The sequence below is a fragment of the Citrobacter pasteurii genome, assembly GCF_019047765.1.
Taxonomy (GTDB): domain Bacteria; phylum Pseudomonadota; class Gammaproteobacteria; order Enterobacterales; family Enterobacteriaceae; genus Citrobacter; species Citrobacter pasteurii.
Genome location: NZ_CP077262.1, coordinates 3352817 through 3378064, shown reverse-complemented (window position 1 = coordinate 3378064; position 25248 = coordinate 3352817). Strand labels below are relative to the sequence as shown.

Below are 25248 nucleotides of genomic sequence, written 5' to 3'. Positions count from 1 at the left end.
CTGATGATAAACCTAAATTATTCTGTCAAGAGACTGCAGATGAATTCATTTTTTTAGGACTGATGCCAGTTAAATTTCTATTCAATTAACGGCAAGGTAAATGCAAACAGGCGTAATGGCTATTTAAAACGCACGTGATAATTACTCTGCCAAAGTGATAAATAATCAATGATGAAATCCAAACTTAAATTGATACCAGTATTGGTGTCGGTAATATTGATCAACGGTTGTACCGTGCTTCCGGGCAGCAATATGTCTACCATGGGCAAAGATGTGATTAAGCAGCAGGATGCCGATTTTGATATCAACCGGATGGTGAATGTTTATCCGCTTACCCCAAGACTGGTTGAACAATTGCGTCCGCGACCGAATGTTGCTCAACCTAATATGTCGCTGGATCAGGAGATCTCCGGGTACCAGTACCGGGTCGGACCCGGCGATGTCCTGAATGTCACCGTCTGGGATCATCCCGAACTCACCACGCCTGCGGGACAGTATCGTAGCTCAAGCGATACGGGTAACTGGGTGCAACCTGACGGCACCATGTTTTATCCCTACATTGGCAAAGTTAGCGTGGTGGGGAAAACGTTGGCAGAAATTCGTAGTGATATTACCGGGCGCTTAGCGAAGTACATCGCAGACCCGCAGGTGGACGTTAATATCGCCGCTTTCCGCTCGCAGAAGGCTTACGTCTCCGGGCAGGTGAACAAATCCGGCCAGCAGGCCATCACCAACGTGCCGCTTACCATTCTCGATGCCATTAACGCTGCAGGCGGTCTTACCGAAGCGGCTGATTGGCGCAACGTTGTACTGACGCATAAAGGCCAGGAGCAACGCATTTCACTGCAAGCGCTGATGCAAAATGGCGACCTGAGCCAGAACCGCCTGCTCTATCCTGGCGACATCCTGTTTGTTCCGCGTAATGACGACCTGAAAGTGTTCGTGATGGGGGAAGTGAAAAAACAGAGCACCCTCAAGATGGACTTCAGCGGTATGACACTCACCGAAGCGCTGGGTAATGCGGAGGGCATTGACCTGACCACCTCCAATGCCAGCGGCATCTTTGTTATTCGTCCATTAAAAGGCGAGGGTGGGCATAACGGCAAGATAGCCAATATCTACCAGCTGGATATGTCTGATGCGACATCGCTGGTGATGGCGACTTCTTTCCGACTTCAGCCTTACGATGTGGTGTATGTCACGACCGCGCCGGTTGCTCGCTGGAACCGTTTGATCAATCAGTTGCTGCCGACCATTAGCGGTGTTCGTTATATGACGGATACGGCCAGCGACCTTCACAACTGGTAATCGCCATGTTTAACAAAATCTTAGTTGTCTGCGTGGGGAACATTTGCCGCTCTCCAACGGCAGAGCGCTTGTTAAGGCAATTCCATCCGGCGTTGACGGTGTCTTCCGCTGGCCTCGGCGCGCTGGTAGGTAAGGGTGCCGATCCATGCGCCATCAGCGTGGCGCAGGCACATAACCTGTCACTGGAGAATCATTGTGCGCGGCAGATCTCGGGACGAATGTGCCGGGAGTTTGACCTGATCCTGACCATGGAAAAACGTCATATTACGGCGTTGTGTGAAATGGTACCGGAGATGCGTGGCAAAGTGATGTTGTTCGGCCATTGGGACAGCGAACGCGAAATTCCCGATCCGTATCGTAAAAGTCGTGACGCGTTTGACGCGGTGTACGCCTTACTTGAACGGTCTGCCCGCCAATGGGCTCAGGCACTGAATACGGAGCAGGGAAAACAATGACAGAAAAAGAAAAACAGTCTGCAACGTCAGTAACAGGCAACGATGAAATCGATATCGGACGTCTGGTGGGGACCGTAGCCGAAGCACGTTGGTGGGTACTGGGCATAACCGCCGCATTTGCGCTGTGTGCGGCGGTCTACACCCTGTTTGTCACGCCGATCTACAGTGCCGATGCGTTGGTACAAATTGAGCAAAACACCGGCAGCTCGTTAGTCCAGGATATTGGCTCGGCGTTATCCAACAAGCCACCTGCTTCTGAAGCGGAAATTCAGCTTATTCAGTCACGACGGGTATTGGGCAAAACGGTAGCCGATCTCAATCTGGATATTTCCGTCACCAAAGATTCATTTCCTCTTTTTGGTGCCGGCTGGGACCGTCTGATGGGCCGCCAGAATGAAACGGTCAATATGACGACTTTCACCTTGCCAACGTCAATGAATGAACAGACCTTCACGTTGAGCGTACTGAACGACAAAAGTTATCAACTGGTGAGTGACGGCGGTTTTAGCGCGCGTGGTCAGGTTGGGCAGTTACTGAACCATGACGGTGTAACGATGATGGTTGAGGCGATTCATGCCAGTCCGGGTAGCGAATTTACCGTCAGTAAGTTCTCTACGCTTGGCACGATCAACAATCTGCAAAATAACCTGATGGTGACGGAAACAGGTAAAGATACCGGGGTGCTGAGTTTGACTTTCACGGGGGAAGATCGTGAACAAATCCGCCAGATCCTCGACAGTATTACCCGCAACTATCTGCAACAAAACGTGGAGCGTAAATCTGAAGAGGCCGCTAAAAGCCTGGCGTTTCTGGCAAAACAATTACCGGAGGTGCGCAACCGTCTGGACGTTGCCGAAAACAAGCTGAATGCATTTCGTCAGGATAAAGACTCCGTCGATTTACCTCTGGAGGCCAAAGCGGTGCTGGACTCGATGGTTAATATTGATGCTCAGTTAAATGAACTGACCTTTAAAGAAGCTGAAATCTCCAAACTGTTCACCAAAGCGCACCCGGCGTACCGCACGTTGCTGGAAAAACGCCAGGCGCTGGAAGATGAAAAAAACAAGCTGAACGGGCGTGTGACGGCGATGCCGAAAACGCAGCAGGAAATTGTCCGCCTGACGCGTGACGTGGAGTCCGGCCAGCAGGTCTATATGCAACTGCTGAATAAACAGCAGGAGCTGAAGATCACGGAAGCCAGTACGGTTGGCGATGTGCGCATTGTCGATCCCGCCATTGCCCAGCCCGGTGTCCTGAAACCGAAAACGGCGCTGATTATTCTCGGCAGTATCCTTCTTGGCTTGATGCTTTCAGTGGTTGGCGTGCTGCTGCGGTCGCTGTTCAATCGCGGTATTGAAAGCCCGCAGGTGCTTGAAGAGCACGGCATCAGCGTGTATGCCAGCATTCCCCTGTCAGAATGGCAAAAAGCCCGTGATAACGTGCAGACCATTAAAGGCGTTAAGCGCTATAAGCAGAGCCAGTTGTTGGCGGTGGGTAATCCGACTGACCTGGCAATAGAAGCGGTGCGCAGCCTGCGTACCAGCCTGCACTTCGCCATGATGCAATCACGTAATAATGTGCTGATGCTGACCGGGGTCAGCCCGTCGATCGGCAAAACGTTTGTCTGTGCCAACCTGGCTGCGGTTATCAGTCAGACCGACAAGCGCGTGCTGCTAATCGACTGTGATATGCGTAAAGGCTATACCCATGAGCTGCTCGGGACCAATAACGTCAACGGTCTGTCTGAGATCCTTAGCGGCAAGGGGGACATTCTCTCCTGCGCAAAACCGACTTCAATTGCACATTTTGACCTGGTCCCTCGCGGGCAGGTTCCCCCTAATCCTTCAGAACTGCTGATGAGCGAACGCTTTGGCGAGCTGATGACCTGGGCCAGTGCGAACTATGACCTGGTGCTGATCGATACGCCGCCAATACTGGCCGTGACCGATGCGGCTATCGTTGGTCGTCACGTCGGAACCACGCTGATGGTGGCGCGTTACGCGGTCAACACGCTGAAAGAGGTGGAAACCAGTCTGAGTCGTTTCGGGCAAAACGGAATTCAGGTGAAAGGGGTGATCCTCAACTCCATTTTCCGGCGCGCCAGCGGGTATCAGGATTACGGTTACTACGAATACGAATACACGTCGGATTCGAAATAGATAACTAACAGCAACGCATATCGAATGTAGGCCTGATAAGCGTAGCGCCATCTGGCAACTTTATCTGGGACAAAAAAATGACGACAGACAACCCGCTAATTTCTATTTATATGCCCACCTGGAACCGCCAGCAGTTGGCTATCCGGGCGATTAAATCGGTGCTGCGCCAGGACTATAGCCACTGGGAAATGATCATTGTCGATGATTGCTCTGCCGAGTATGAGCAACTGCAACAGTTTGTTGAGGCGTTAAACGATCCACGCGTGAGCTATACGCATAACGAGATGAACTCCGGCGCGTGCGCGGTACGCAATCAGGCCATCATGCAGGCCAGTGGGCAGTACATTACGGGGATTGATGATGACGATGAGTGGACGCCGAATCGCCTGAGCTCATTCCTTCAGTCTCGTCATCAACTGGTAACGCATGCTTTTCTATACGCTGATGATTATGTCTGTGAAGGTGAGGTTTATTCACAGCCAGCCAGTCTGCCGCTGTATCCAAAATCGATGTACTCACGCCGCCGATTTTATAAACGCAATATCATTGGTAATCAGGTCTTTAGCTGGGCCTGGCGTTTCAAAGCATGCCTGTTTGATACGACGTTAAAAGCCGCGCAGGATTATGACATTTTTCTGCGCATGGTGGTGGCCTACGGTAAACCCTGGAAGGTAAAAGAGGCGACGCAGATCCTGCATGTGAATCACGGCGAGATGCGCATTACTTCATCCCCACATAAGTTCTCCGGTTACTTCCAGTTCTATCGCAAGCACAAAGGTAAATTTGACCGGGCGAGTAAAAAATATCAGCTGTTTACCCTTTATCAGATCCGTAACAAGCGGATGAACTGGCGCACATTGCTGACGTTGCTTTCCATCCGTAACGGTAAGCGTCTGGCTGACGGTCTGCGAGGACGTTAAGTATGCTGGGTCAACATGTGAGAGCAAAGGTAATGCCATGAATATTCTGCAATTTAATGTTCGACTTGCCGAAGGCGGGGCGGCAGGGGTAGCGCTGGATTTACACCTGCGCGCGCTGGAAAAAGGATGGGCGTCGCGGTTTGTATACGGTTATGGCAAAGGAGGCAAGAGAAGCGCCAGTCACGGGAATTATCCGCACGTGATTAAACATGCGCCGCGTTTGACGTCGGCGGCGAATATTGCGCTGTTTCGCCTCGCAAACCGCGATCTGTTTGGCAACCTCGACAGTATGTATCGCACAATCATCCGCACCGCGGGCCCGCTGGTTCTGCATTTCCATGTGCTGCATAGTTACTGGCTGAACCTCGAAGAGGTAGTGGCGTTTTGCCAAAAGGTGAAGACACATAAGCCCGATATCACCTTTGTGTGGACGTTGCACGATCACTGGAGTGTTACCGGACGTTGCGCCTTTACCGATGGCTGCGAAGGCTGGAAAACGGGCTGCCAGAAATGCCCAACGTTAAGCAACTATCCCCCGGTTAACGTTGATAAAGCACATCAGCAACTTCCCGGAAAACGTCAAATGTTTCGCACGATGCTGGCGCTTGGCTGCCAGTTTATCTCGCCCAGTCAACATGTGGCGGAAGCATTTAACAGCCTGTACGGTGCCGGGTGTTGTCACATCATCAATAACGGTATCGATGTGGCGACGGAAGCGATTCTTGCTGACTTGCCGGTTCAGCATGAGCCACCGGGCAGACCGAAAATTGCCGTGGTGGCCCACGATTTGCGCTATGACGGCAAAACCAGCCAGCAACTGGTTCAGGCGCTTATCGCGCTCGGTGACAAAATAGAGCTGCATACCTTCGGTAAGTTTTCCCCGTTTGCCGGAGCAAACGTCATCAACCATGGGTTTGAAAGTGACAAACGAACCTTGCTGGGGTCGCTAAATCAGATGGATGGGCTGGTGTTCAGTTCGCGGGTTGATAACTATCCGCTAATCTTGTGCGAAGCGCTTTCTATCGGTGTACCGGTTATCGCCACGCACAGTGAGGCGGCACAGGAAGTGCTGGCAAAATCAGGCGGCAAAACATTCAGTGAAGCGGATGTTCTGCATCTGGTACAACTGAAAAAATCAGAAATTGCACAGGCGGTATTTGACACCACGCTGGCTACCTTTAGCCAGCAGAGCCGGACAGCATACAGCGGACAACAGATGCTGGAGGAATATGTCTCGTACTATCAGGGTCTGTAGCTATCTGGTGTTGCCGCTGCTGTATCTGCTGGTTAACGTCAAGCTTGCGCAACTGGGTGAAAGTTTCCCTGTCACCGTTGTCACTTTTTTACCGCTGTTGCTACTGCTGTTTGTCGACCGTATCAATATTAAAAAGCTGTTGATTGCGTTGGGAGTGGGTGGGGGGCTGACGGTGTTTAACTACCTGTTTGGCCAATCGCTGGATGCCAGCAAGTATGTAACATCCGCCATGTTGTTTATCTATACCGTGATCATTATTGGCATGGTGTGGAGCATTCGCTTCAAAACCATTTCGCCACATAACTATCCTAAGATTTTGCGTTTATTCTGGCTGGTGGTGGGGTTAGTGGTCGGTCTGGCGGCCGTTGAAATGACACAGATCATTCTCAGCGGTGGTAGCAGTATAATGGAAGCTATTTCGAAATATCTTATTTACAGCAATAGCTATGTGCTGAACTTTATTAAATTTGGTGGAAAACGTACCACTGCACTCTATTTTGAACCTGCATTTTTCGCTCTGGCGTTAATCTCAATTTGGCTCAGCATCAAACAGTTTGGTATCAAAACGCCCAGGACCGATGCTATGATTCTGACAGGGGTGATATTGTCAGGATCGTTTTCAGGGGTAATGACATTTATTTTGTTTTACCTGCTGGAGTGGGCATTTCAGTATCTGAATAAGGATGCGATAAAAAAGAAGTTACCCTTGGCGATTATCTCACTGAGTGTGTTTATGGTGGGCGTGATATTTGCCTTCCCCTACATCGCGACGCGTCTTGGTGATTTAGGTACTGAAGGCTCTTCATCTTATTATCGCATAGTAGGACCGTTGGTCATGGTTGGATATTCATTACTGAATGTCGACGGTGTAGTGAGATTTGGCTCACTTTATGAATATGTTGCATCATTCGGAATCTTTAACGGTGCAGATGTAGGTAAAACGATAGACAATGGTTTGTATCTGTTAATTATCTATTTTTCGTGGTTCGCCGTAATATTATCCCTGTGGTACATGGGGAAAGTAACGAAAATGATGATGAATGCGTTTGGTGATAATCAGAATTATCGGGTGCAGCTTTATCTTTTTACACCGTTGTCGTTGTTTTTCACCGGTTCAGTATTTAGTCCGGAATACGCATTTTTAATCGTATGTCCGTTTATTTTGCGCAAGGCGCTGAATATCGCGAGGTAATTTACATGCTGCTGAGTATTATCACCGTCGCTTTTCGCAATCTGGACGGGATCGTCAAAACCCATGCGTCACTGGTGCATCTTGCGCAGGTGAGCGATATCAGTTTTGAGTGGATTGTTATCGATGGGGGGTCTACAGACGGTACGCCGGCGTTCCTGGAGAATCTCAATGGAGAGCACCAGTTACGTTTTGTCAGCGAGCCTGATAACGGTCTCTACGATGCAATGAACAAAGGTATCGCTATGGCGCGCGGGCGTTTTGCACTCTTTCTCAACTCTGGCGATATTCTGCATGCCGATTCTGCACATTTTATCCGCCAGTTAAAAACGCAAAGTGATAAATCGATGGTGATTGGCGATGCTTTGCTGGATTTTGGTAATGGTAAAAAAATGACGCGCCGGGCTAAACCGGGTTGGTATATCTACCACAGTTTGCCAGCCAGTCATCAGGCAATATTTTTTCCGCTGACGGGACTGCAAACCTGGCATTATGATTTGCAATATAAAATATCATCGGATTATGCGCTGGCAGCAAAATTATACAAGTCCGGGTTCGCTTTTAAAAAACTGACTGGTTTAGTGTCGGAGTTTTCCATGGGTGGCATATCGACTACGAATAATCTGGAATTGTGTCGGGATGCCAAAAGAGTCCAACGTCAAATATTGCGTATGCCCGGCTTTTTGGCTGAATTTTCTGAATACATACGTCTGCGTACAACCGCTAAGACAAAACACTTATATGGTAAAACGTAAGGTCACACTATGCAGGACTTAAACGGCTTCGCGGTGCCGAAAGGTTTTCGCGGCGGCGGTGCAATTAAAGTGCAATTATGGTGGGCGGTACAAGCAACATTATTTCACTGGTCACCACAAGTGATGTACCGCTGGCGTGCTTTTTTATTAAGGATATTTGGCGCAAAAATAGGAAAAAACGTAGTTATTCGGCCTTCAGTAAAAATTACTTATCCGTGGAAATTGACACTGGGGGATTACGCCTGGGTGGGGGATGACACGGTTTTATATACGCTGGGTAATATTACGATTGGGGCTCATACGGTTATTTCGCAGAAAAGCTATTTATGCACCGGAAGTCATGATTATGCCAGCCAACACTTTGATATTAGCGCCACGCCAATTGTGATTGGCGAGAAATGCTGGCTGGCGACAGATGTTTTTGTCGCGCCTGGCGTGACGATTGGCGACGGCACCGTCGTGGGTGCACGCAGCAGCGTTTTTAAATCGTTGCCGGCCAATGCCATATGTCGGGGTAACCCCGCAGTAGTTACGCGTAAACGCGTCGAGAACGTTACTCCCTGAAGGGAAATTTTAAGAGGTAATAACATGTCAAAAGTCGCTCTCATTACTGGCGTAACCGGGCAGGATGGTTCTTACCTGGCAGAGTTTCTGCTGGAAAAAGGTTATGAAGTTCATGGTATTAAGCGCCGGGCCTCGTCATTTAATACCGAACGGGTAGACCATATTTACCAGGAACCACATGCGGGTAATCCCAAATTCCATCTGCATTATGGCGATTTGACGGACTCCTCTAATCTGACCCGCATTTTGCAAGAGGTTCAGCCGGATGAAGTCTATAACCTGGGTGCAATGAGCCACGTGGCGGTGTCGTTTGATTCACCAGAATATACTGCTGATGTTGATGGGATCGGCACGCTGCGTCTGCTGGAAGCGATTCGCTTCCTGGGTCTGGAAAAGAAAACCCGTTTCTATCAGGCCTCCACCTCTGAACTGTACGGTCTGGTTCAGGAGATCCCACAGAAAGAAACGACGCCGTTCTATCCGCGATCGCCCTATGCCGTCGCCAAACTGTATGCCTACTGGATCACCGTCAATTACCGCGAATCTTATGGCATGTATGCCTGTAACGGCATTCTGTTTAACCATGAATCTCCGCGTCGTGGCGAAACCTTCGTCACACGCAAAATTACCCGTGCAATTGCCAACATCGCCCAGGGCCTGGAGTCCTGTCTGTACCTCGGCAATATGGATTCGTTGCGTGACTGGGGACATGCCAAAGACTACGTCAGGATGCAGTGGATGATGCTGCAGCAGGAGCAGCCGGAAGATTTCGTGATCGCCACTGGCGTGCAGTATTCCGTCCGTCAGTTTGTGGAAATGGCCGCTGCCCAACTCGGTATTAAGTTGCGCTTTGAAGGTGAGGGCGTGAATGAAAAAGGCATTGTGGTTTCGGTGACTGGGCATGATGCGCCAGGGGTGAAACCGGGGGATGTGATGATCGCCGTCGACCCGCGCTATTTCCGTCCTGCAGAGGTTGAAACGCTGTTGGGCGATCCGACAAAGGCACACGAAAAACTGGGCTGGAAACCAGAGATCACACTGCGCCAGATGGTTTCTGAAATGGTTGCTCACGATCTGGAAGCAGCGAAGAAACATTCACTGCTGAAGTCCCATGGTTACGATGTTGTTATTGCACTGGAGAGCTAATGATGATGCAGAAGAAACGTGTTTATATTGCGGGACATCGGGGCATGGTGGGCTCTGCTATTTACCGACAACTCGCACAACGTGAAGATGTAGAGTTAATCATCCGTAACCGTGAGCAGCTCAATTTATTAGACACAACGGCAGTTAATGATTTCTTTACCAGTGAACATATTGACCAGGTTTATCTTGCCGCGGCAAAAGTTGGCGGGATTATGGCTAATAATAATTATCCATCTGATTTCATTTATGAAAACATGATGATGGAAAGTAATATCCTTCATGCGGCTCATAATTCAAATGTCGAGAAGCTATTATTTTTAGGCTCATCATGTATTTATCCTAAGTTTGCGCAGCAACCAATCAAAGAGAGCGAGTTGTTGCAGGGATCGCTGGAGCCGACAAATGAGCCCTATGCCATCGCTAAAATTGCAGGGATAAAACTGTGTGAGTCCTATAACCGGCAGCATCGCCGGGATTACCGTTCCGTGATGCCGACGAACCTGTATGGGCCTAACGACAATTTCCATAAAGATAATTCCCATGTGATTCCTGCGTTATTGCGTCGTTTTCATGAAGCCACCCAACGGGATGACAAGTATGTTGAAGTTTGGGGCAGTGGAAAACCCATGCGTGAATTTTTGCATGTTGATGATATGGCGGCAGCAAGCATCCATGTTATGGAGTTAGACAATGAGGTTTGGCAGGAAAATACAGAGCCAATGCTTTCTCATGTCAATGTAGGCACGGGGGAAGATTGCACTATTCGCGAACTATCCAACGCCATTGCAAAAGTTGTTGGTTTTCGCGGTGATATTATTTTTGATGCTTCTAAACCTGATGGGACACCACGAAAACTGCTTGATGTCAGTCGCCTGAGAAGACTCGGCTGGCATCATGAAATAGGACTTGAACAGGGGTTGGTTAATACTTATCGCTGGTTCCTTGATAATCAGCAGCGGTATCGGGGTGAGTAATGTTTCTCAATAATGAAGACTTCGCTAATGCGGTGCGCACGACGCCGCTGATCTCTCTGGACTTTATCATTGAGAATGAGTTTGGGGAGTTTTTAGTTGGGAAAAGAACTAACAGGCCTGCTCAAGGATATTGGTTTGTGCCCGGCGGTAGAGTATTAAAAGATGAAACGCTGGAACAAGCATTTATGCGTTTGACGGAAGAAGAATTAGGCCAGCAGTTTCCCATAACACACGGTCAGTTTTTTGGTGTCTGGCAGCACTTTTATGAGGATAATTTTTCTGGTTCTTCATTTACAACGCATTATGTGGTGCTGGGTTTTCGACTGAAGATTAATACCAGTACATCAATGTTGCCGTCAAAACAGCATGATACCTGGCGTTGGGCTAAAACAGATGAGCTGATTGCCGATGGGAATGTGCATAAGAATACGCAGGCATATTTCAACCCAGCGACGAAAGATCGGGTGCCCGGGATATGAGAATTCTGGTTTATGGCATCAATTACTCGCCCGAATTGACCGGAATTGGTAAATACACGGGAGAGATGGTGGAGTGGATGGCGAGCCAGGGGCATGAGGTTCGGGTGGTTACGGCGCCTCCTTATTATCCACAGTGGCAAGTCGGCGAACCTTATTCTTCCTGGCGCTATCGTCGGGAAGTTGGTGTCACCACTGTCTGGCGCTGTCCATTATATGTACCAACTCAACCTTCAACGTTAAAGCGGCTGCTACATTTGGGCAGTTTTGCCCTGAGCAGTTTTTTTCCCCTATTGGCTCAGTATCGGTGGAAGCCTGAATACATTATCGGCGTGGTACCCACGCTATTCTGTACACCAGGGATGCGTTTGCTGGCAAAACTGTCTGGCTCTCGTACCGTGCTGCATGTTCAGGATTATGAAGTTGATGCGATGTTGGGGCTGGGATTGGCGGCAACCGGAAATTCCACAATGATTGCGCGCATAGCCAAAGCATTTGAGCGTAGCAGTTTGTTGAATGTGGATAATGTTTCCACGATCTCCCGCTCTATGATGCAAAAAGCGCAGGGGAAAGGCGTTGCTGCAGAAAAAATTATCTTTTTCCCGAACTGGTCCGAAGTGGAAAGATTTAGCAAGGTGGATAGTGCTGATATAGCGCAAATTCGTCAGCGATTTGATTTGCCAACCGATAAAAAAATTATTCTTTATTCCGGCAATATTGGTGAGAAACAAGGCGTTGAAAATATCGTTGAGGCTGCAAGCCAGACTCAGGATAAACCATGGATATACGTTATTGTGGGTCAGGGAGGGGGAAAATCCAGGATGGAACAAATGGTCAAGGAACGAGCCCTAACGAATGTTAAGTTCTACCCCCTGCAACCATACGAAATGTTGCCAGCGTTATTAAGGTTGGCAGATTGCCATTTAGTCATCCAAAGACGTGGCGCTGCAGATGCGGTTCTTCCTTCGAAGTTAACGAATATATTGGCGGTCGGGGGAAATGCCGTGATTACAGCAGAGATACACACCGAACTGGGGCAGCTTTGTCAGAAACATCCCGGTATTGCGATCTGTATTGAGCCAGAATCAGTTGAGATGCTTGTGGCCGGTATTACGGAGGCAATCACTATGCCTGAATACAATATGATTGCACGTTCATATGCAGAGTCTGCACTTGAAAAAGATAATGTCTTAAATCAATTTATTAATCATTTGAAGGGTTGACTTATGAGTCAGAATAACATTCATCCGGTAATTATTGCCGGTGGTTCCGGTAGCCGTCTGTGGCCATTATCCAGAACATTATATCCAAAGCAGTTCTTGTGTCTGGATGGGCAAAATACAATGTTGCAATCGACAATTTGTCGTCTTGATGGACTGGATTGTTCACCACCGCTGGTAATATGTAATGAAAAGCATCGATTTATTGTTGCTGAACAATTGCAAGAAATCGATCAGCTAACGGGGAATATTATTCTTGAGCCACAAGCCCGGAATACCGCACCAGCAATCGCACTGGCAGCAATCGCAGCATGTAACAATAATTCCGATCATAACCCGTTGTTGCTGGTCCTGGCAGCTGATCATATTATCGAAGAAAATAAATACTTCCACGATGCAGTGACCTCAGCCATTCCGTTAGCCGAAAATGGCAAGCTGGTAACATTTGGTATCGTCCCGGATACACCGGAAACAGGGTACGGTTATATTCGACGCGGTGAAGTCAGTAGTACCCAGATTCAAGTTGATTCTGTTGCTTTCAATGTTGATGCTTTTGTGGAAAAACCTGACCTTGAAACAGCCGAAAAATATATCTCTGCTGGTGAATATTACTGGAATAGCGGTATGTTTTTATTCCAGGCCCGACGCTATCTTGAAGAGCTTGAAAAATATCGCCCGGATATTCTACAGGCCTGCTTGGTAGCGATGGATAACGCTGAACTGGACAATGATTTTATCCGTGTCAGTCGGGACGATTTCCAGGCTTGCCCAGAGGAATCGATCGACTATGCTGTAATGGAGAAAACCACGGATGCTGTAGTCCTGCCGATGAACGTTGGCTGGAGCGATGTGGGTTCATGGTCATCACTTTGGGAAATCAGCGATCGTAACCACGAGGGCAATGTTTATCATGGCGATGTCATTGACCATAATACAGAGAACAGTTATGTCTACGCCGAGTCGGGATTGGTAGCAACCGTCGGCGTAAAAGATCTTATCGTCGTCCAGACTAAAGATGCAGTATTAATCGCAAATAAAACGGATGTACAAGATGTAAAAAAAATCGTTGCACAAATTCAGGCGGATGGTCGCTCGGAACATCATATTCATCGTGAAGTTTTTAGACCCTGGGGAAAATATGATTCTATTGATGAAGGTGAACGTTATCAGGTTAAAAGGATAACCGTGAAACCCGGTCAGGGCTTTGCATTACGTATGCACCATCATCGCGCTGAACACTGGATTATTGTTGCGGGAACGGCAAAGGTCACGATCTGTGATGAGGTCCAATTATTAAGTGAAAATCAATCAGTGTATATTCCTCAGGGCACTATTCATTGTCTTGAAAACCCAGGAAAGGTTCCGCTGGAGATGATTGAAGTCCGCTCTGGAGTCTACCTTGAAGAAGATGATATTGTAAGATTTGGCACACATCATGAGCATATATAGAAATCTATTATTCTTTTCTGTTAACTGACTCTCTGCGAACCTTTATGAAATAAAATAACAGAGACTGGACTTTGTTATTTATTTAGGCAATCAGGCCTGGGCTAACTATTGCCTGAAGAAGGAGATAACATGAGCCAAATAATCCGCGTTACCACTTGTGATATTTGTTACGGGTCAGTTGGTGATGTCCGCCTGAACGTGCGAACGCGCACTCTCCTGGCATTGCTGAATCAGTAATGCTGGTATTTCCCTTGCCCGATAAGGGCAAGTGGCGACTAACAGGAACCACGATGACACATCTAAAAAAGCGCGAACGAGCCAAAACCAATGCGTCGTTAATATCGATGGTGCAACGCTTTTCAGATATCACCATCATGTTTAGTGGATTATGGATAGTCTGCGAACTGAGCGGTTTGCCTTTCCTGTATATGCACCTGCTGGTGGCGTTAATCACGCTGGTCGTTTTTCAGATGCTGGGCGGGATAACGGATTTTTACCGCTCCTGGCGCGGAGTGAAAATTTCAACTGAGTTGGTGCTGCTGCTGCAAAACTGGACGCTGAGTCTGATTTTTTGCGCGGGTCTGATTGCCTTTAATAACGATTTTGATAACCGGTTTGCTCTCTGGCTGGCATGGTATCTGCTGTCAAGTATTGGCCTGGTGCTGTGCCGTGCGTTTATTCGCTACGGGGCGGGATGGTTGCGAAATCGTGGTTATAACACACGTCGGGTAGCGGTAGCAGGGGATCTTCCTGCCGGACAGGTGCTGCTGGACAGCTTTCGCCATGAGCCGTGGTTGGGGTTTGAGGTCGCGGGTGTTTATCACGACCCCATACCGGGGAAAAACGCCCGGGATTGGGCGGGAAATCTGCAGCAACTGGTGGATGATGCCAAAGCTTCACGCATTCATAACGTCTATATCGCTATGTCGATGAGCGATGGGGCGCGGGTAAAAAAACTGGTACGCGAACTGGCTGATACCACCTGTTCAGTGCTCCTGATTCCTGATGTTTTTACCTTCAACATTCTGCATTCACGGATTGAAGAAATGAATGGCGTTCCGGTGGTGCCGCTGTATGACACGCCGCTCTCGGGGATTAATCGTCTGCTGAAGCGCGCGGAGGATATCGTCCTTGCATCGTTAATCCTGCTGCTAATTTCTCCTGTGCTATGCGCCATTGCGCTGATGGTGAAGCTGACCTCAAAGGGGCCGGTAATTTTTCGTCAGACCCGCTATGGCATGGACGGGAAGCCGATCAAAGTCTGGAAATTTCGCTCCATGAAAGTGATGGAGAACGACGCGGTGGTTACCCAGGCCACACAAAACGATCCGCGAGTGACCCGCGTGGGTAACTTCCTGCGGCGGACGTCTCTGGATGAATTACCACAGTTTATAAATGTGCTGACAGGAGGGATGTCTATTGTCGGGCCGCGTCCACATGCGGTGGCGCATAACGAACAGTATCGTCAGTTGATAGAAGGGTACATGTTGCGCCATAAGGTGAAGCCAGGCATTACCGGTTGGGCGCAAATCAACGGCTGGCGTGGTGAAACCGATACGCTGGAAAAAATGGAAAAACGGGTAGAGTTTGACCTCGAATACATTCGTGAATGGAGCGTGTGGTTCGATATCAAAATCGTTTTTCTGACGGTGTTTAAAGGCTTCGTCAATAAAGCGGCATATTAATATGAGCTTACGAGAAAAAACCCTCAACGGTGCTAAATGGTCAGCCATTGCTACGGTAATCATCATCGGTCTGGGGCTCATTCAGATGACGGTTCTGGCGCGGATTATTGATAATCATCAGTTCGGGTTATTAACCGTGTCGCTGGTGATTATTGCGCTGGCCGATACGCTGTCTGATTTTGGCATCGCCAACTCGATTATTCAGCGCAAAGAGATAGGTTATCTTGAACTAACCACCTTGTACTGGTTAAACGTTGGGCTGGGGATAGTCGTATGTATTGCTATGTTTGCGCTCAGCGAAACCATTGCCGATGCGCTTAATAACCCTGAGCTGGTGCCACTGATTAAAACCTTAGCGCTGGCGTTTGTGGTGATCCCGCATGGGCAGCAGTTCCGTGCGCTGATGCAAAAAGAACTGGCCTTCAACAAAATTGGCCTGATTGAAACCAGTTCAGTACTGGCCGGTTTTACTTTTACTGTGGTTAGCGCGCATTTTTGGCCGATCGCCATGACGGCCACTGTTGGATATCTGGTGAACAGTACGCTACGTACGCTGCTGTTTGGCTATTTTGGCCGCAAAATATATCGACCAGGGCTGTGTTTTTCACTTTCATCCGTGTCGCAAAATCTGCGCTTTGGGGCGTGGCTGACGGCGGACAGCATTATCAATTATGTGAACACCAACCTTTCGACGCTGGTGCTGGCCAGAACCCTGGGGGCTGGCGTGGCGGGAGGCTTCAATCTTGCCTGGAACGTGGCAGTTGTACCGCCAATCAAACTGAATCCGATAATTACCCGAGTACTGTTTCCTGCGTTTGCCAAAATTCAGGACGATACCGAAAAACTACGCGTCAATTTTTACAAGCTGCTATCTGTTGTTGGCATTATCAATTTCCCGGCCCTACTGGGACTGATGGTGGTATCAAATAACGTCGTACCGCTGGTGTTTGGTGAAAAGTGGAACAGTATTGTTCCGGTGCTGCAATTGCTGTGCATTGTGGGTCTGCTGCGCTCAGTCGGTAATCCAATAGGCTCTCTGCTGATGGCCAAAGCACGGGTCGATATCAGCTTCAAATTCAATATATTCAAAACCTTTTTGTTTATCCCCGCGATCCTGGTTGGCGGAAATATGGCGGGAGTGATTGGCGTCACGCTGGGTTTTTTACTGGTACAGGTCATAAACACCATCCTGAGCTATTTCGTGATGATCAAACCGGTACTGGGACCGAGCTATCGGCAGTACATGCTCAGCCTGTGGCTACCGTTCTATCTTTCTTTACCCACGCTGGTGGTGAGCTACGCACTGGGAATGACATTGCAAAATAAATTGCCGTTAAGTGCGTTGCTGAGCCTACAGATAACCGCTGGCGCGCTGGCGTTTGTCGTGATGATTGTGCTGTCGCGTGATCCGCTGGTGGTAGAAATCAAACGCCAGTTCTGCCGTGGTGAAAAAATGAAAGCCTTGTTCCGCGCAGGGTGAATTGCGTTTGTTGTCGTCCGGGGACGGGAAAACCGTCATCCGCACTGATTTTAAGAGGTCATGATGAAATTACTGATTTTGGGCAACCACACCTGCGGTAATCGCGGGGACAGCGCTATTTTACGTGGTTTGCTGGATGCCATTCATACGCTCCAGCCTGAGACGGAAGTGGATGTGATGAGCCGCTACCCGGTGAGTTCCTCCTGGTTACTAAACCGACCGGTGATGGGTGATCCTCTGTATTCACAGATGAAGCAGCATAACAATGCTGCAGGCGTCATGGGCCGTGTAAAGAAAGTGCTGCGTCGTCGCTATCAGCATCAGGTGTTGCTCTCGCGCGTCACCGATTCCGGAAATCTGCGCAATATCGCTATCGCTCAGGGGTTTACTGACTTTGTCCGTCTGTTGTCGCGTTATGACGCCATTATCCAGGTCGGCGGATCGTTTTTTGTCGATCTGTATGGCGTGCCGCAGTTTGAACATGCCTTGTGTTCGTTTATGGCTAAAAAACCGCTGTACATGATTGGTCATAGCGTAGGGCCATTTCAGGATGAACAGTTCAATCAGTTGGCGAACTACGTTTTTGGGCACTGCAAGGCGCTAATTTTACGCGAATCGGTCAGTCTGGAACTGATGAAACGCAGTGACATAACGACAGAGAAAGTCGAGTCGGGGGTGGATACCGCCTGGCTGGTAGACAACCATCACGATGACTTTGACCCGGGTTATGCCGTACAGCACTGGCTACAAGCGGCTGCAAAGCAGAAGACTGTCGCCATTACATTACGTGAACTGGCGCCGTTTGATAAGCGTCTTGGAACCACACAACAGGCCTATGAGCAAGCCTTTGCCGGCGTGGTTAATCGGATCCTTGATGAAGGTTACCAGGTGATGGCGCTCTCAACCTGTACCGGTATTGATAGTTACAACAAAGATGATCGCATGGTTGCACTGAACCTGCGTCAGTACGTTAACGATCCGGCCCGTTATCACGTGGTAATGGATGAACTAAACGATCTCGAAATGGGAAAAATATTGGGCGCATGTGACCTGACGGTGGGCACACGCCTGCACTCTGCCATCATCTCGATGAACTTTATGACGCCGGCGATAGCCATTAATTATGAGCACAAATCGGCGGGAATTATGCAGCAACTGGGGTTAGCGGAAATGGCGGTTGATATCCGCCATCTGCTGGATGGTAGCCTTGAGGGCAGGGTTGCCGATACCCTGGGACGGTTGGCTGAACTTAACGTCAGGGTGGCGGAGGCTGTTAAGCGTGAACGTGAACACGGTATGCATATGGTGCAATCGGTACTAACGCGTATTGAGGAGGGGAAATGAAAGTCAGTTTTTTCCTGCTTAAATTTCCGCTGTCCTCTGAAACCTTTGTGCTGAATCAGATCACCGCGTTTATTGATATGGGGCACGATGTTGAAATTATCGCGTTATATCAGGGCGATCTTGATAACACCCATGCTTCCTATGTGGACTACTGTCTGGGTGATAAAACGCGATGGTTATTGAAAGAGCCGACTGGCAGGTTGGCGAAGCTGAAATATCGCACCACGACGATTTTACAAGGCATTACCCGGACAGCGACCTGGAAAGCGCTCAACGTTCCACGCTATGGCGATGAGGCGCGTAATCTGATTCTAGCGTCCATCTGTGCGCTAACCCCACGAGCATTCCTGGCCGATGTCTTTATTGCGCACTTTGGACCCGCTGGCGTAACGGCGGCCAAACTACGTGAACTCGGCGTGATTCGCGGCAAAATAGCCACTGTCTTCCATGGTATTGATGTTTCACACCGGGACATCCTTGCCCGCTATACCCCTGAATATCAGAAGCTGTTTCAGCGCGGTGATTTGATGTTACCCATCAGCAATCTCTGGGCCGGACGTTTGCGGAATATGGGATGCCCACCGCATAAAATTGCGGTATCGCGTATGGGGATTGATATGACGCGTTTTACACCTCGTGAGGTGAAAGCGCCGGGTACGCCGCTAGAAATTCTCTCCGTTGCACGGTTAACCGAGAAAAAAGGGCTGCATGTCGCTATCGAAGCGTGCCGCCAGTTGAAGGAGCGGGGTATCTCATTTCGTTATCGCATTCTGGGAATTGGCCCTTGGGAGCGTCGGTTACGTACGCTTATCGAGCAATATCAACTGGATGACGTGATTGAAATGTCAGGATTTAAACCCAGTCATCAGGTTAAAGAGATGCTTGAACAGGCGGATGTCTTCCTGTTGCCTTCTGTCACGGGAATTGATGGTGACATGGAAGGGATCCCGGTGGCGTTGATGGAGGCCATGGCCGTAGGGATACCGGTCGTCTCTACCGTTCACAGTGGGATCCCTGAGCTGGTGGAATCTGGAAGGTCCGGCTGGCTGGCACCGGAGAATGATGCTCAGGCCCTGGCGGAGCGATTAGCGACGGTCAGTGTGCTCGACAGTGAGCAAGTGAAGCCGGTGGTGGCGTGCGCCCGCGAAAAAATAGCCGCTGAATTTAACCAGCTTGCGATCAACAAACAGTTAGCCAGTCTGCTGAAAACGATGTAAATCGAGGTTGTATGCCAGAGAAAAAACTCTCCCGACGTACTTTTCTGACGGCAGGTTCTGCGCTTGTCGTACTGCATTCTCCCGTCGCCCGGGCGCTTGAATCATCGGGCAGCGTCAACATTCAGGATTACAATCCACAGGATTGGGTGGCTTCTTTCCGGCAGGCATTTATAGACGCGCAAACCGTTGTCGTACCTGCTGGTCTGGAGTGCAGGAATATCAATACCGCAATCGTGATCCCACCAGGTAAAATGTTGCATCTGCAAGGCGGGGTCAGTAGCAGCAGTCGTGGGCGATTTATTCTGCAGGATGGCTGTCGCGTGACAGGGGAGCAGGGGGGGCGCTTGCGAAATATTACCCTTGATGTTAGGGGATCCGACTGTGTGATAAAAGGCATAGCCATGAGCGGTTTCGCCCCCGTGGCGCAAATTTATATCGGGGGGAAAACGCAGCGAGCGATGCGCAACCTCACCATTGATGACATTACTGTCACTGATGCGAATTACGGGATCCTGCGTCAGGGGTTTCATAACCAGATGGATGGGGTACGGATAACCAACAGTCGTTTTAGTGATTTACAGGGGGACGCCATCGAGTGGAATGTCGCGATAAACGACAGTGACATCGTGATTTCAGACCATGTTATAGAACGCATCAATTGTACGAACGGAAATGTTAACTGGGGTATCGGTATTGGGCTGGCAGGTAGTACGTACGACAACACCTATCCAGACGAACTGGCGGTGAAAAGATTTGTGGTTGCCAATATAACGGGCTCGGATTGTCGGCAGTTAGTCCATGTCGAGAACGGCAAACATTTTATCATTCGTAATATTACCGCACAAAATATCACCCCGGATTTCAGCAAGAAAGCAGGTATCGACAATGCTACAGTCGCTATTTATGGATGTGATAATTTCGTTATCGATAATATCAATATGAAAAATAGCGCAGGGATGCTGATTGGTTACGGTGTGATCAAAGGACGATATTTGTCCATCCCACAAAACTTTAAGTTAAATAATATTCAACTGGATAACACACAACTCGATTATAAATTACGTGGTATTCAGATTTCCTCTGGTAATGCAACTTCATTTGTGGCCATTACTAACGTTGAGATGAAGCGCGCGACGCTGGAGCTGCACAACAAACCTCAACATCTTTTCTTGCGAAATATCAATGTGATGCAGCAATCCACCATAGGGCCGGCGCTTAAGATGCACTTTGATCTGCGCAAAGATGTCCGCGGTCAGTTTATGGCCAAACAGGGTACATTGCTCTCGCTGGCCAATGTTCATGCAGTTAATGAAGCAGGACAAAGCTCGGTTGATATTGACGGCGTAAACCACCAGGTCGTGAATGTCGCGGCGGTGAATTTTCGACTACCGGGCCGGTAATTTTACGACCATTCCTGGCTAAAAACCTACCCGGCTAAGATTATGATTACTGCATTCTGCCGATAAGCGGCGTAACATGCGTCCTAACTGAGCAATGTAATTCATACTGGCTAAAACAAGCTAAAAAGCTATAATTCAGCAACTATTGAATAGGTGAATGACTTAATGATTAATTTGAAAGCAGTTATTCCGGTAGCGGGCCTCGGGATGCACATGTTGCCTGCCACAAAGGCCATCCCAAAAGAGATGCTACCAATCGTTGATAAGCCGATGATTCAATACATTGTCGACGAGATTGTAGCTGCAGGTATCAAAGAAATCGTTCTGGTAACACATGCGTCTAAGAACGCGGTTGAGAACCACTTCGACACCTCTTATGAACTTGAATCACTGCTTGAACAGCGTGTTAAACGCCAGTTACTGGCCGAAGTGCAGTCCATCTGCCCTCCAGGTGTGACTATCATGAACGTTCGTCAGGCACAATTGCTTGGTCTGGGTCACTCGATTCTTTGCGCGCGCCCGATAATCGGAGACAACCCTTTCGTGGTGGTGTTACCTGACGTCATTCTTGACACGGCGAGCGCGGATCCGCTGCGTTACAACCTGGCCGCAATGGTGGCCCGCTTTAATGAGACCGGGCGTAGCCAGGTGCTGGCAAAACGTATGGCTGGCGATCTTTCCGAGTATTCCGTTATTCAGACCAAAGAGCCTTTAGACAACGAAGGTAAGGTCAGTCGCATCGTTGAATTCATTGAAAAACCCGACCAGCCGCAAACCCTTGATTCGGACCTGATGGCCGTAGGGCGTTATGTGCTTTCTGCTGATATTTGGGCGGAAATTGAGCGCACGCAGCCTGGTGCGTGGGGGCGTATTCAGCTTACGGATGCTATCGCTGAGCTGGCGAAAAAACAGTCTGTTGATGCCATGTTGATGACCGGCGATAGCTACGACTGTGGTAAGAAAATGGGCTACATGCAGGCATTTGTGAAGTACGGACTGCGCAACCTGAAAGAAGGGCCGAAGTTCAGGGATCAAATTTTAAAACTGCTGAGCTAGTGCTATTGCTACCCTCGTTGCCTACGATTTGAACCGAGTATCGTAGCAGTATATGTAAAGAGTCATGATTTGTCTGATACCCGCAGAATGCTGCTATAAATGTTTTTTTTTAAATTTCAATTACTAAAAAAGGTAGATCGGTAAGAAATTACCGGTCCGCCGTAGGACATTTTTCTTGTCTACACAGTGAATAAATAAGAGAATATTCGGTTGAGATATTCCTTAATTCGTTGAGGGTTATCAGCAATTTGTTTGCCCAACATAAAATGAGCAGTGTCCTGGTAGCTGTAGAGCCAGTGCGGTAGCGTGCCCATTTTTCATTGAGCGACGATGAAACTCTTCTGTTGGTTTAGTATAACGCATTGATATTTAAGGACCTAAGATGTTACTTCCTGTGATAATGGCCGGTGGTACCGGTAGTCGTTTATGGCCGATGTCGCGCGAGCTCTACCCAAAACAGTTTCTTCGTTTGTATGGACAGCGTTCAATGCTGCAAGAAACTGTGCTTCGTCTGGATGATGTCGATGCACGGGAACCGGTAGTCATTTGCAATCAGGAACACAGATTTCTTGTTGCTGAGCAACTAAGACAAATTAATAAGCTCTCTCATAATATCATTCTTGAACCCGTTGGCCGCAATACTGCGCCAGCAATAGCGCTGGCAGCATTAAGTGCAATAGAGAATGGCGATGACCCAATTCTTCTGGTATTAGCCGCAGATCACATCATTAACAATAAACCGGCATTTCACCAGGCGGTAAAGTCAGCATTTAAATTTGCCATGCAGGGGCGCCTTGTCACATTTGGGATTGTACCAACCGGTGCAGAAACGGGTTATGGCTATATTCACCGCGGTAAGGAAGAGGTTCTTGGTGAGAATATCGCTTACCAGGTTAGCCGTTTCGTGGAAAAACCGAACAAAGAAACCGCGGAAGGTTATTTAGCTTCTGGTGAATATTACTGGAACAGCGGAATGTTCATGTTCCGGGCCAAGAAATATCTTGAAGAACTGGAAAAATTCAGACCCGATATTCTTGAGTCCTGCAAGGCGGCAATCCGCGGTTGCAAAGATAGCGATGAGTTTATCAAGATCGATCGCGATCTGTTTATCGCTTGTCCGGATGAATCCGTTGACTACGCGGTCATGGAGAAGACGACAGACGCTGTCGTCGTTGGGCTTGATGCAGACTGGAGTGACGTGGGTTCCTGGTCGGCACTATGGGAAGTGAGTCCTAAAGATAAAAAAGGTAATGTCCTGACGGGTGATACCTTCATGCACAACGCAAATAACTGCTATATCAACACTGATGAAAAATTGGTCGCAGCTATCGGTGTCGATAATCTGGTGATCATCAATACAAAAGATGCTGTACTGGTCGTTGATAAAGATCAGGTGCAGGATGTTAAGAAAGTTGTTGAGTATCTTAAAGCTAATCATCGCAGTGAATATAAGCGTCACCGGGAAATATACCGTCCGTGGGGGCGATGCGATGTGGTGGTACAGACCGAGCGTTTTAATGTAAATCGAATCACCGTTAAACCGGGTGCAGCGTTTTCGATGCAGATGCATCATCACCGGACCGAACACTGGGTTGTGCTGTCTGGCACGGGTGAAGTAACGATTAAAGATCAAAAATTCCTGCTGACTGAAAACCAATCAACCTTTATTCCCATCGGAGCACAACATCGACTGGAAAACCCAGGCAAGATTCCATTGGAACTGCTTGAGATCCAATCTGGCTCCTATTTAGGGGATGACGACATTATTCGTATTAAAGACCAGTATGGTCGTTGCTAATTTTGAAGGTATAAAGATCTATGTCTAAGCTGACTTGTTTTAAAGCCTATGATATTCGTGGAAAATTAGGCGAAGAATTAAATGAAGATATTGCGTATCGCATTGGTCGCGCATACGGTGAATTCCTCAAGCCTAAAACAATCGTGGTGGGCGGTGACGTACGCTTAACCAGTGAGAGCCTGAAACTGGCATTAGCGAATGGCCTAATGGATGCGGGTACCGATATCCTCGATATTGGTTTAAGCGGGACAGAAGAGATCTATTTTGCAACCTTCCATCTTGGTGTAGATGGCGGCATCGAAGTTACCGCCAGTCATAATCCGATGGATTATAACGGAATGAAACTGGTTCGCGAAAATGCGAAACCTATCAGTGGTGATACAGGACTACGCGATGTACAGCGTTTAGCCGAAGAAAATAATTTCGCGCCTGTTGATGCCCAACTGCGCGGAAGCTACAAGAAGATTTCTATTCTTGACGCTTATGTCGATCACTTAATGGGCTACATTGATTTCGCGAACTTCACTCGTCCAATGAAGCTTGTGGTTAACTCTGGCAATGGTGCCGCAGGCCACGTCATTGACGCGATTGAAAAACGTTTCGTTGCTGCTAGTGTCCCCGTTTCATTTATTAAAGTTCATCACCAGCCGGATGGCACTTTCCCTAATGGGATCCCTAATCCTCTGTTACCAGAATGTCGCAAAGACACTGCCGATGCTGTTAAAGAACATGGCGCAGATTTAGGGATCGCTTTTGACGGCGATTTTGACCGTTGCTTCCTGTTTGATGGGGAAGGGCAGTTTATCGAAGGCTATTACATTGTAGGTCTGTTAGCCGAAGCATTCTTACAAAAAGAACCGGGCGCGAAGATCATTCATGACCCGCGACTGACCTGGAATACCATCGATATTGTGACAAAAGCTGGCGGCATTCCTGTGATGTCTAAAACGGGTCACGCCTTCATCAAAGAGCGTATGCGTAAGGAAGATGCGATCTACGGCGGAGAGATGAGTGCACATCACTACTTCCGCGATTTTGCATATTGCGATAGTGGGATGATTCCGTGGCTTCTGGTCGCAGAGTTGATTGCCAAAAGCAACTTATCGCTTGAGACACTAGTGAGCGAGCGTATGAATGCATATCCTTGTAGCGGTGAAATTAACTATAAGGTCAACAATGCAAGTGTAATGATTGAGGCAATAGAGCAGCAATACGCGCTGATGGCGGAGCAAATCGATAAGGTAGATGGGTTGAGTATGGAGTTTTCTGACTGGCGATTTAATATCCGTACATCGAATACAGAACCATTATTGCGTTTGAATGTTGAAACAAAATCTAATACTGAAAAAGTTAAACTAAAAGTTTCTGATTTAGAAGTCTTCATCAAGTAAAGGTGAA

Annotated in this window: 21 protein-coding genes; all 21 read left to right on the top strand. The window is 48.4% G+C overall.

The genetic code is table 11. The features are described 5' to 3' along the window. The first annotated feature begins 168 nt into the window (after positions 1-168). Positions 169-1308 carry a polysaccharide export protein gene (locus I6L54_RS16590; protein WP_040231878.1) on the top strand — a complete coding sequence of 380 codons (1140 nt, stop codon included), beginning with the start codon at positions 169-171 and terminating at the stop codon, positions 1306-1308. A gap of 5 nt (positions 1309-1313) precedes the next feature. Continuing rightward, positions 1314-1763, top strand: coding sequence for a low molecular weight protein-tyrosine-phosphatase Wzb (gene wzb, locus I6L54_RS16585; RefSeq protein ID WP_040231880.1), 450 nt, complete (start codon positions 1314-1316; stop codon positions 1761-1763). After that, complete coding sequence (wzc, locus tag I6L54_RS16580; protein WP_040231881.1) at positions 1760-3922, top strand: tyrosine-protein kinase Wzc; 2163 nt, start codon at positions 1760-1762, stop codon at positions 3920-3922. The genes wzb and wzc overlap by 4 nt, the downstream gene beginning before the upstream one ends. 77 nt (positions 3923-3999) lie before the next feature. Continuing rightward, positions 4000-4842 carry a colanic acid biosynthesis glycosyltransferase WcaA gene (gene wcaA / locus I6L54_RS16575; protein ID WP_005128312.1) on the top strand — a complete coding sequence of 281 codons (843 nt, stop codon included), beginning with the start codon at positions 4000-4002 and terminating at the stop codon, positions 4840-4842. Between the two features lie 37 nt (positions 4843-4879). Further along, the gene (gene wcaC / locus I6L54_RS16570; RefSeq protein WP_005128311.1) at positions 4880-6097 is read left to right on the top strand and encodes a colanic acid biosynthesis glycosyltransferase WcaC; all 1218 of its coding nucleotides are present in this window, start codon (positions 4880-4882) and stop codon (positions 6095-6097) included. Beyond that, positions 6072-7289 (top strand): colanic acid polymerase WcaD, encoded by a 1218-nt coding sequence (wcaD, locus tag I6L54_RS16565; protein WP_040231882.1) that lies wholly within the window; start codon positions 6072-6074, stop codon positions 7287-7289. Before wcaC ends, wcaD begins: the two co-directional genes overlap by 26 nt. A gap of 5 nt (positions 7290-7294) precedes the next feature. Continuing rightward, entirely contained in the window at positions 7295-8041 is a 747-nt protein-coding gene (wcaE, locus tag I6L54_RS16560; RefSeq protein WP_040231993.1) for a colanic acid biosynthesis glycosyltransferase WcaE, read from the top strand. 9 nt (positions 8042-8050) lie between these two features. Then, on the top strand, positions 8051-8605 hold the full coding sequence (gene wcaF, locus I6L54_RS16555; protein WP_040231884.1) for a colanic acid biosynthesis acetyltransferase WcaF: 555 nt from the start codon (positions 8051-8053) through the stop codon (positions 8603-8605). Positions 8606-8629: 24 nt separating this feature from the next. Further along, entirely contained in the window at positions 8630-9751 is a 1122-nt protein-coding gene (gmd, locus tag I6L54_RS16550; protein WP_040231885.1) for a GDP-mannose 4,6-dehydratase, read from the top strand. A gap of 5 nt (positions 9752-9756) precedes the next feature. Continuing rightward, positions 9757-10725 carry a GDP-L-fucose synthase gene (fcl, locus tag I6L54_RS16545; RefSeq protein WP_005128296.1) on the top strand — a complete coding sequence of 323 codons (969 nt, stop codon included), beginning with the start codon at positions 9757-9759 and terminating at the stop codon, positions 10723-10725. Beyond that, positions 10725-11204 carry a GDP-mannose mannosyl hydrolase gene (locus tag I6L54_RS16540; protein ID WP_005128295.1) on the top strand — a complete coding sequence of 160 codons (480 nt, stop codon included), beginning with the start codon at positions 10725-10727 and terminating at the stop codon, positions 11202-11204. The genes fcl and I6L54_RS16540 overlap by 1 nt, the downstream gene beginning before the upstream one ends. Further along, positions 11201-12424 (top strand): WcaI family glycosyltransferase, encoded by a 1224-nt coding sequence (locus I6L54_RS16535; RefSeq protein WP_040231887.1) that lies wholly within the window; start codon positions 11201-11203, stop codon positions 12422-12424. Before I6L54_RS16540 ends, I6L54_RS16535 begins: the two co-directional genes overlap by 4 nt. A gap of 3 nt (positions 12425-12427) precedes the next feature. Then, positions 12428-13870, top strand: a complete 1443-nt coding sequence (gene cpsB, locus I6L54_RS16530; RefSeq protein ID WP_005128293.1) for a mannose-1-phosphate guanyltransferase — start codon at positions 12428-12430, stop codon at positions 13868-13870. A 290-nt stretch (positions 13871-14160) separates the two neighbouring features. Next, on the top strand, positions 14161-15555 hold the full coding sequence (wcaJ, locus tag I6L54_RS16525) for an undecaprenyl-phosphate glucose phosphotransferase (protein WP_040231888.1): 1395 nt from the start codon (positions 14161-14163) through the stop codon (positions 15553-15555). 1 nt (position 15556) lies between these two features. Further along, on the top strand, positions 15557-17035 hold the full coding sequence (locus tag I6L54_RS16520; RefSeq protein ID WP_040231890.1) for an MOP flippase family protein: 1479 nt from the start codon (positions 15557-15559) through the stop codon (positions 17033-17035). Positions 17036-17098: 63 nt separating this feature from the next. Beyond that, positions 17099-18379, top strand: coding sequence for a colanic acid biosynthesis pyruvyl transferase WcaK (wcaK, locus tag I6L54_RS16515; protein WP_040231891.1), 1281 nt, complete (start codon positions 17099-17101; stop codon positions 18377-18379). Continuing rightward, complete coding sequence (gene wcaL / locus I6L54_RS16510; protein WP_005122449.1) at positions 18376-19596, top strand: colanic acid biosynthesis glycosyltransferase WcaL; 1221 nt, start codon at positions 18376-18378, stop codon at positions 19594-19596. The genes wcaK and wcaL overlap by 4 nt, the downstream gene beginning before the upstream one ends. 11 nt (positions 19597-19607) lie before the next feature. After that, positions 19608-20996, top strand: coding sequence for a colanic acid biosynthesis protein WcaM (gene wcaM / locus I6L54_RS16505; RefSeq protein WP_005122446.1), 1389 nt, complete (start codon positions 19608-19610; stop codon positions 20994-20996). 165 nt (positions 20997-21161) lie between these two features. Continuing rightward, complete coding sequence (gene galF / locus I6L54_RS16500; RefSeq protein ID WP_005122445.1) at positions 21162-22052, top strand: GalU regulator GalF; 891 nt, start codon at positions 21162-21164, stop codon at positions 22050-22052. Between the two features lie 382 nt (positions 22053-22434). Then, positions 22435-23850, top strand: coding sequence for a mannose-1-phosphate guanylyltransferase/mannose-6-phosphate isomerase (locus I6L54_RS16495; protein ID WP_005122441.1), 1416 nt, complete (start codon positions 22435-22437; stop codon positions 23848-23850). 20 nt (positions 23851-23870) lie between these two features. Next, positions 23871-25241, top strand: a complete 1371-nt coding sequence (cpsG, locus tag I6L54_RS16490; protein ID WP_040231892.1) for a phosphomannomutase CpsG — start codon at positions 23871-23873, stop codon at positions 25239-25241. Positions 25242-25248: the final 7 nt, after the last annotated feature.

Excerpts from the sequence above, each read along its gene's own strand:
- I6L54_RS16590 (WP_040231878.1), top strand. The coding sequence starts at position 169 with ATGATGAAATCCAAACTTAAATTGATACCAGTATTGGTGTCGGTAATA.
- wzb (WP_040231880.1), top strand. The coding sequence starts at position 1,314 with ATGTTTAACAAAATCTTAGTTGTCTGCGTGGGGAACATTTGCCGCTCT.
- wzc (WP_040231881.1), top strand. The coding sequence starts at position 1,760 with ATGACAGAAAAAGAAAAACAGTCTGCAACGTCAGTAACAGGCAACGAT.
- wcaA (WP_005128312.1), top strand. The coding sequence starts at position 4,000 with ATGACGACAGACAACCCGCTAATTTCTATTTATATGCCCACCTGGAAC.
- wcaC (WP_005128311.1), top strand. The coding sequence starts at position 4,880 with ATGAATATTCTGCAATTTAATGTTCGACTTGCCGAAGGCGGGGCGGCA.
- wcaD (WP_040231882.1), top strand. The coding sequence starts at position 6,072 with ATGTCTCGTACTATCAGGGTCTGTAGCTATCTGGTGTTGCCGCTGCTG.
- wcaE (WP_040231993.1), top strand. The coding sequence starts at position 7,295 with ATGCTGCTGAGTATTATCACCGTCGCTTTTCGCAATCTGGACGGGATC.
- wcaF (WP_040231884.1), top strand. The coding sequence starts at position 8,051 with ATGCAGGACTTAAACGGCTTCGCGGTGCCGAAAGGTTTTCGCGGCGGC.
- gmd (WP_040231885.1), top strand. The coding sequence starts at position 8,630 with ATGTCAAAAGTCGCTCTCATTACTGGCGTAACCGGGCAGGATGGTTCT.
- fcl (WP_005128296.1), top strand. The coding sequence starts at position 9,757 with ATGCAGAAGAAACGTGTTTATATTGCGGGACATCGGGGCATGGTGGGC.
- I6L54_RS16540 (WP_005128295.1), top strand. The coding sequence starts at position 10,725 with ATGTTTCTCAATAATGAAGACTTCGCTAATGCGGTGCGCACGACGCCG.
- I6L54_RS16535 (WP_040231887.1), top strand. The coding sequence starts at position 11,201 with ATGAGAATTCTGGTTTATGGCATCAATTACTCGCCCGAATTGACCGGA.
- cpsB (WP_005128293.1), top strand. The coding sequence starts at position 12,428 with ATGAGTCAGAATAACATTCATCCGGTAATTATTGCCGGTGGTTCCGGT.
- wcaJ (WP_040231888.1), top strand. The coding sequence starts at position 14,161 with ATGACACATCTAAAAAAGCGCGAACGAGCCAAAACCAATGCGTCGTTA.
- I6L54_RS16520 (WP_040231890.1), top strand. The coding sequence starts at position 15,557 with ATGAGCTTACGAGAAAAAACCCTCAACGGTGCTAAATGGTCAGCCATT.
- wcaK (WP_040231891.1), top strand. The coding sequence starts at position 17,099 with ATGAAATTACTGATTTTGGGCAACCACACCTGCGGTAATCGCGGGGAC.
- wcaL (WP_005122449.1), top strand. The coding sequence starts at position 18,376 with ATGAAAGTCAGTTTTTTCCTGCTTAAATTTCCGCTGTCCTCTGAAACC.
- wcaM (WP_005122446.1), top strand. The coding sequence starts at position 19,608 with ATGCCAGAGAAAAAACTCTCCCGACGTACTTTTCTGACGGCAGGTTCT.
- galF (WP_005122445.1), top strand. The coding sequence starts at position 21,162 with ATGATTAATTTGAAAGCAGTTATTCCGGTAGCGGGCCTCGGGATGCAC.
- I6L54_RS16495 (WP_005122441.1), top strand. The coding sequence starts at position 22,435 with ATGTTACTTCCTGTGATAATGGCCGGTGGTACCGGTAGTCGTTTATGG.
- cpsG (WP_040231892.1), top strand. The coding sequence starts at position 23,871 with ATGTCTAAGCTGACTTGTTTTAAAGCCTATGATATTCGTGGAAAATTA.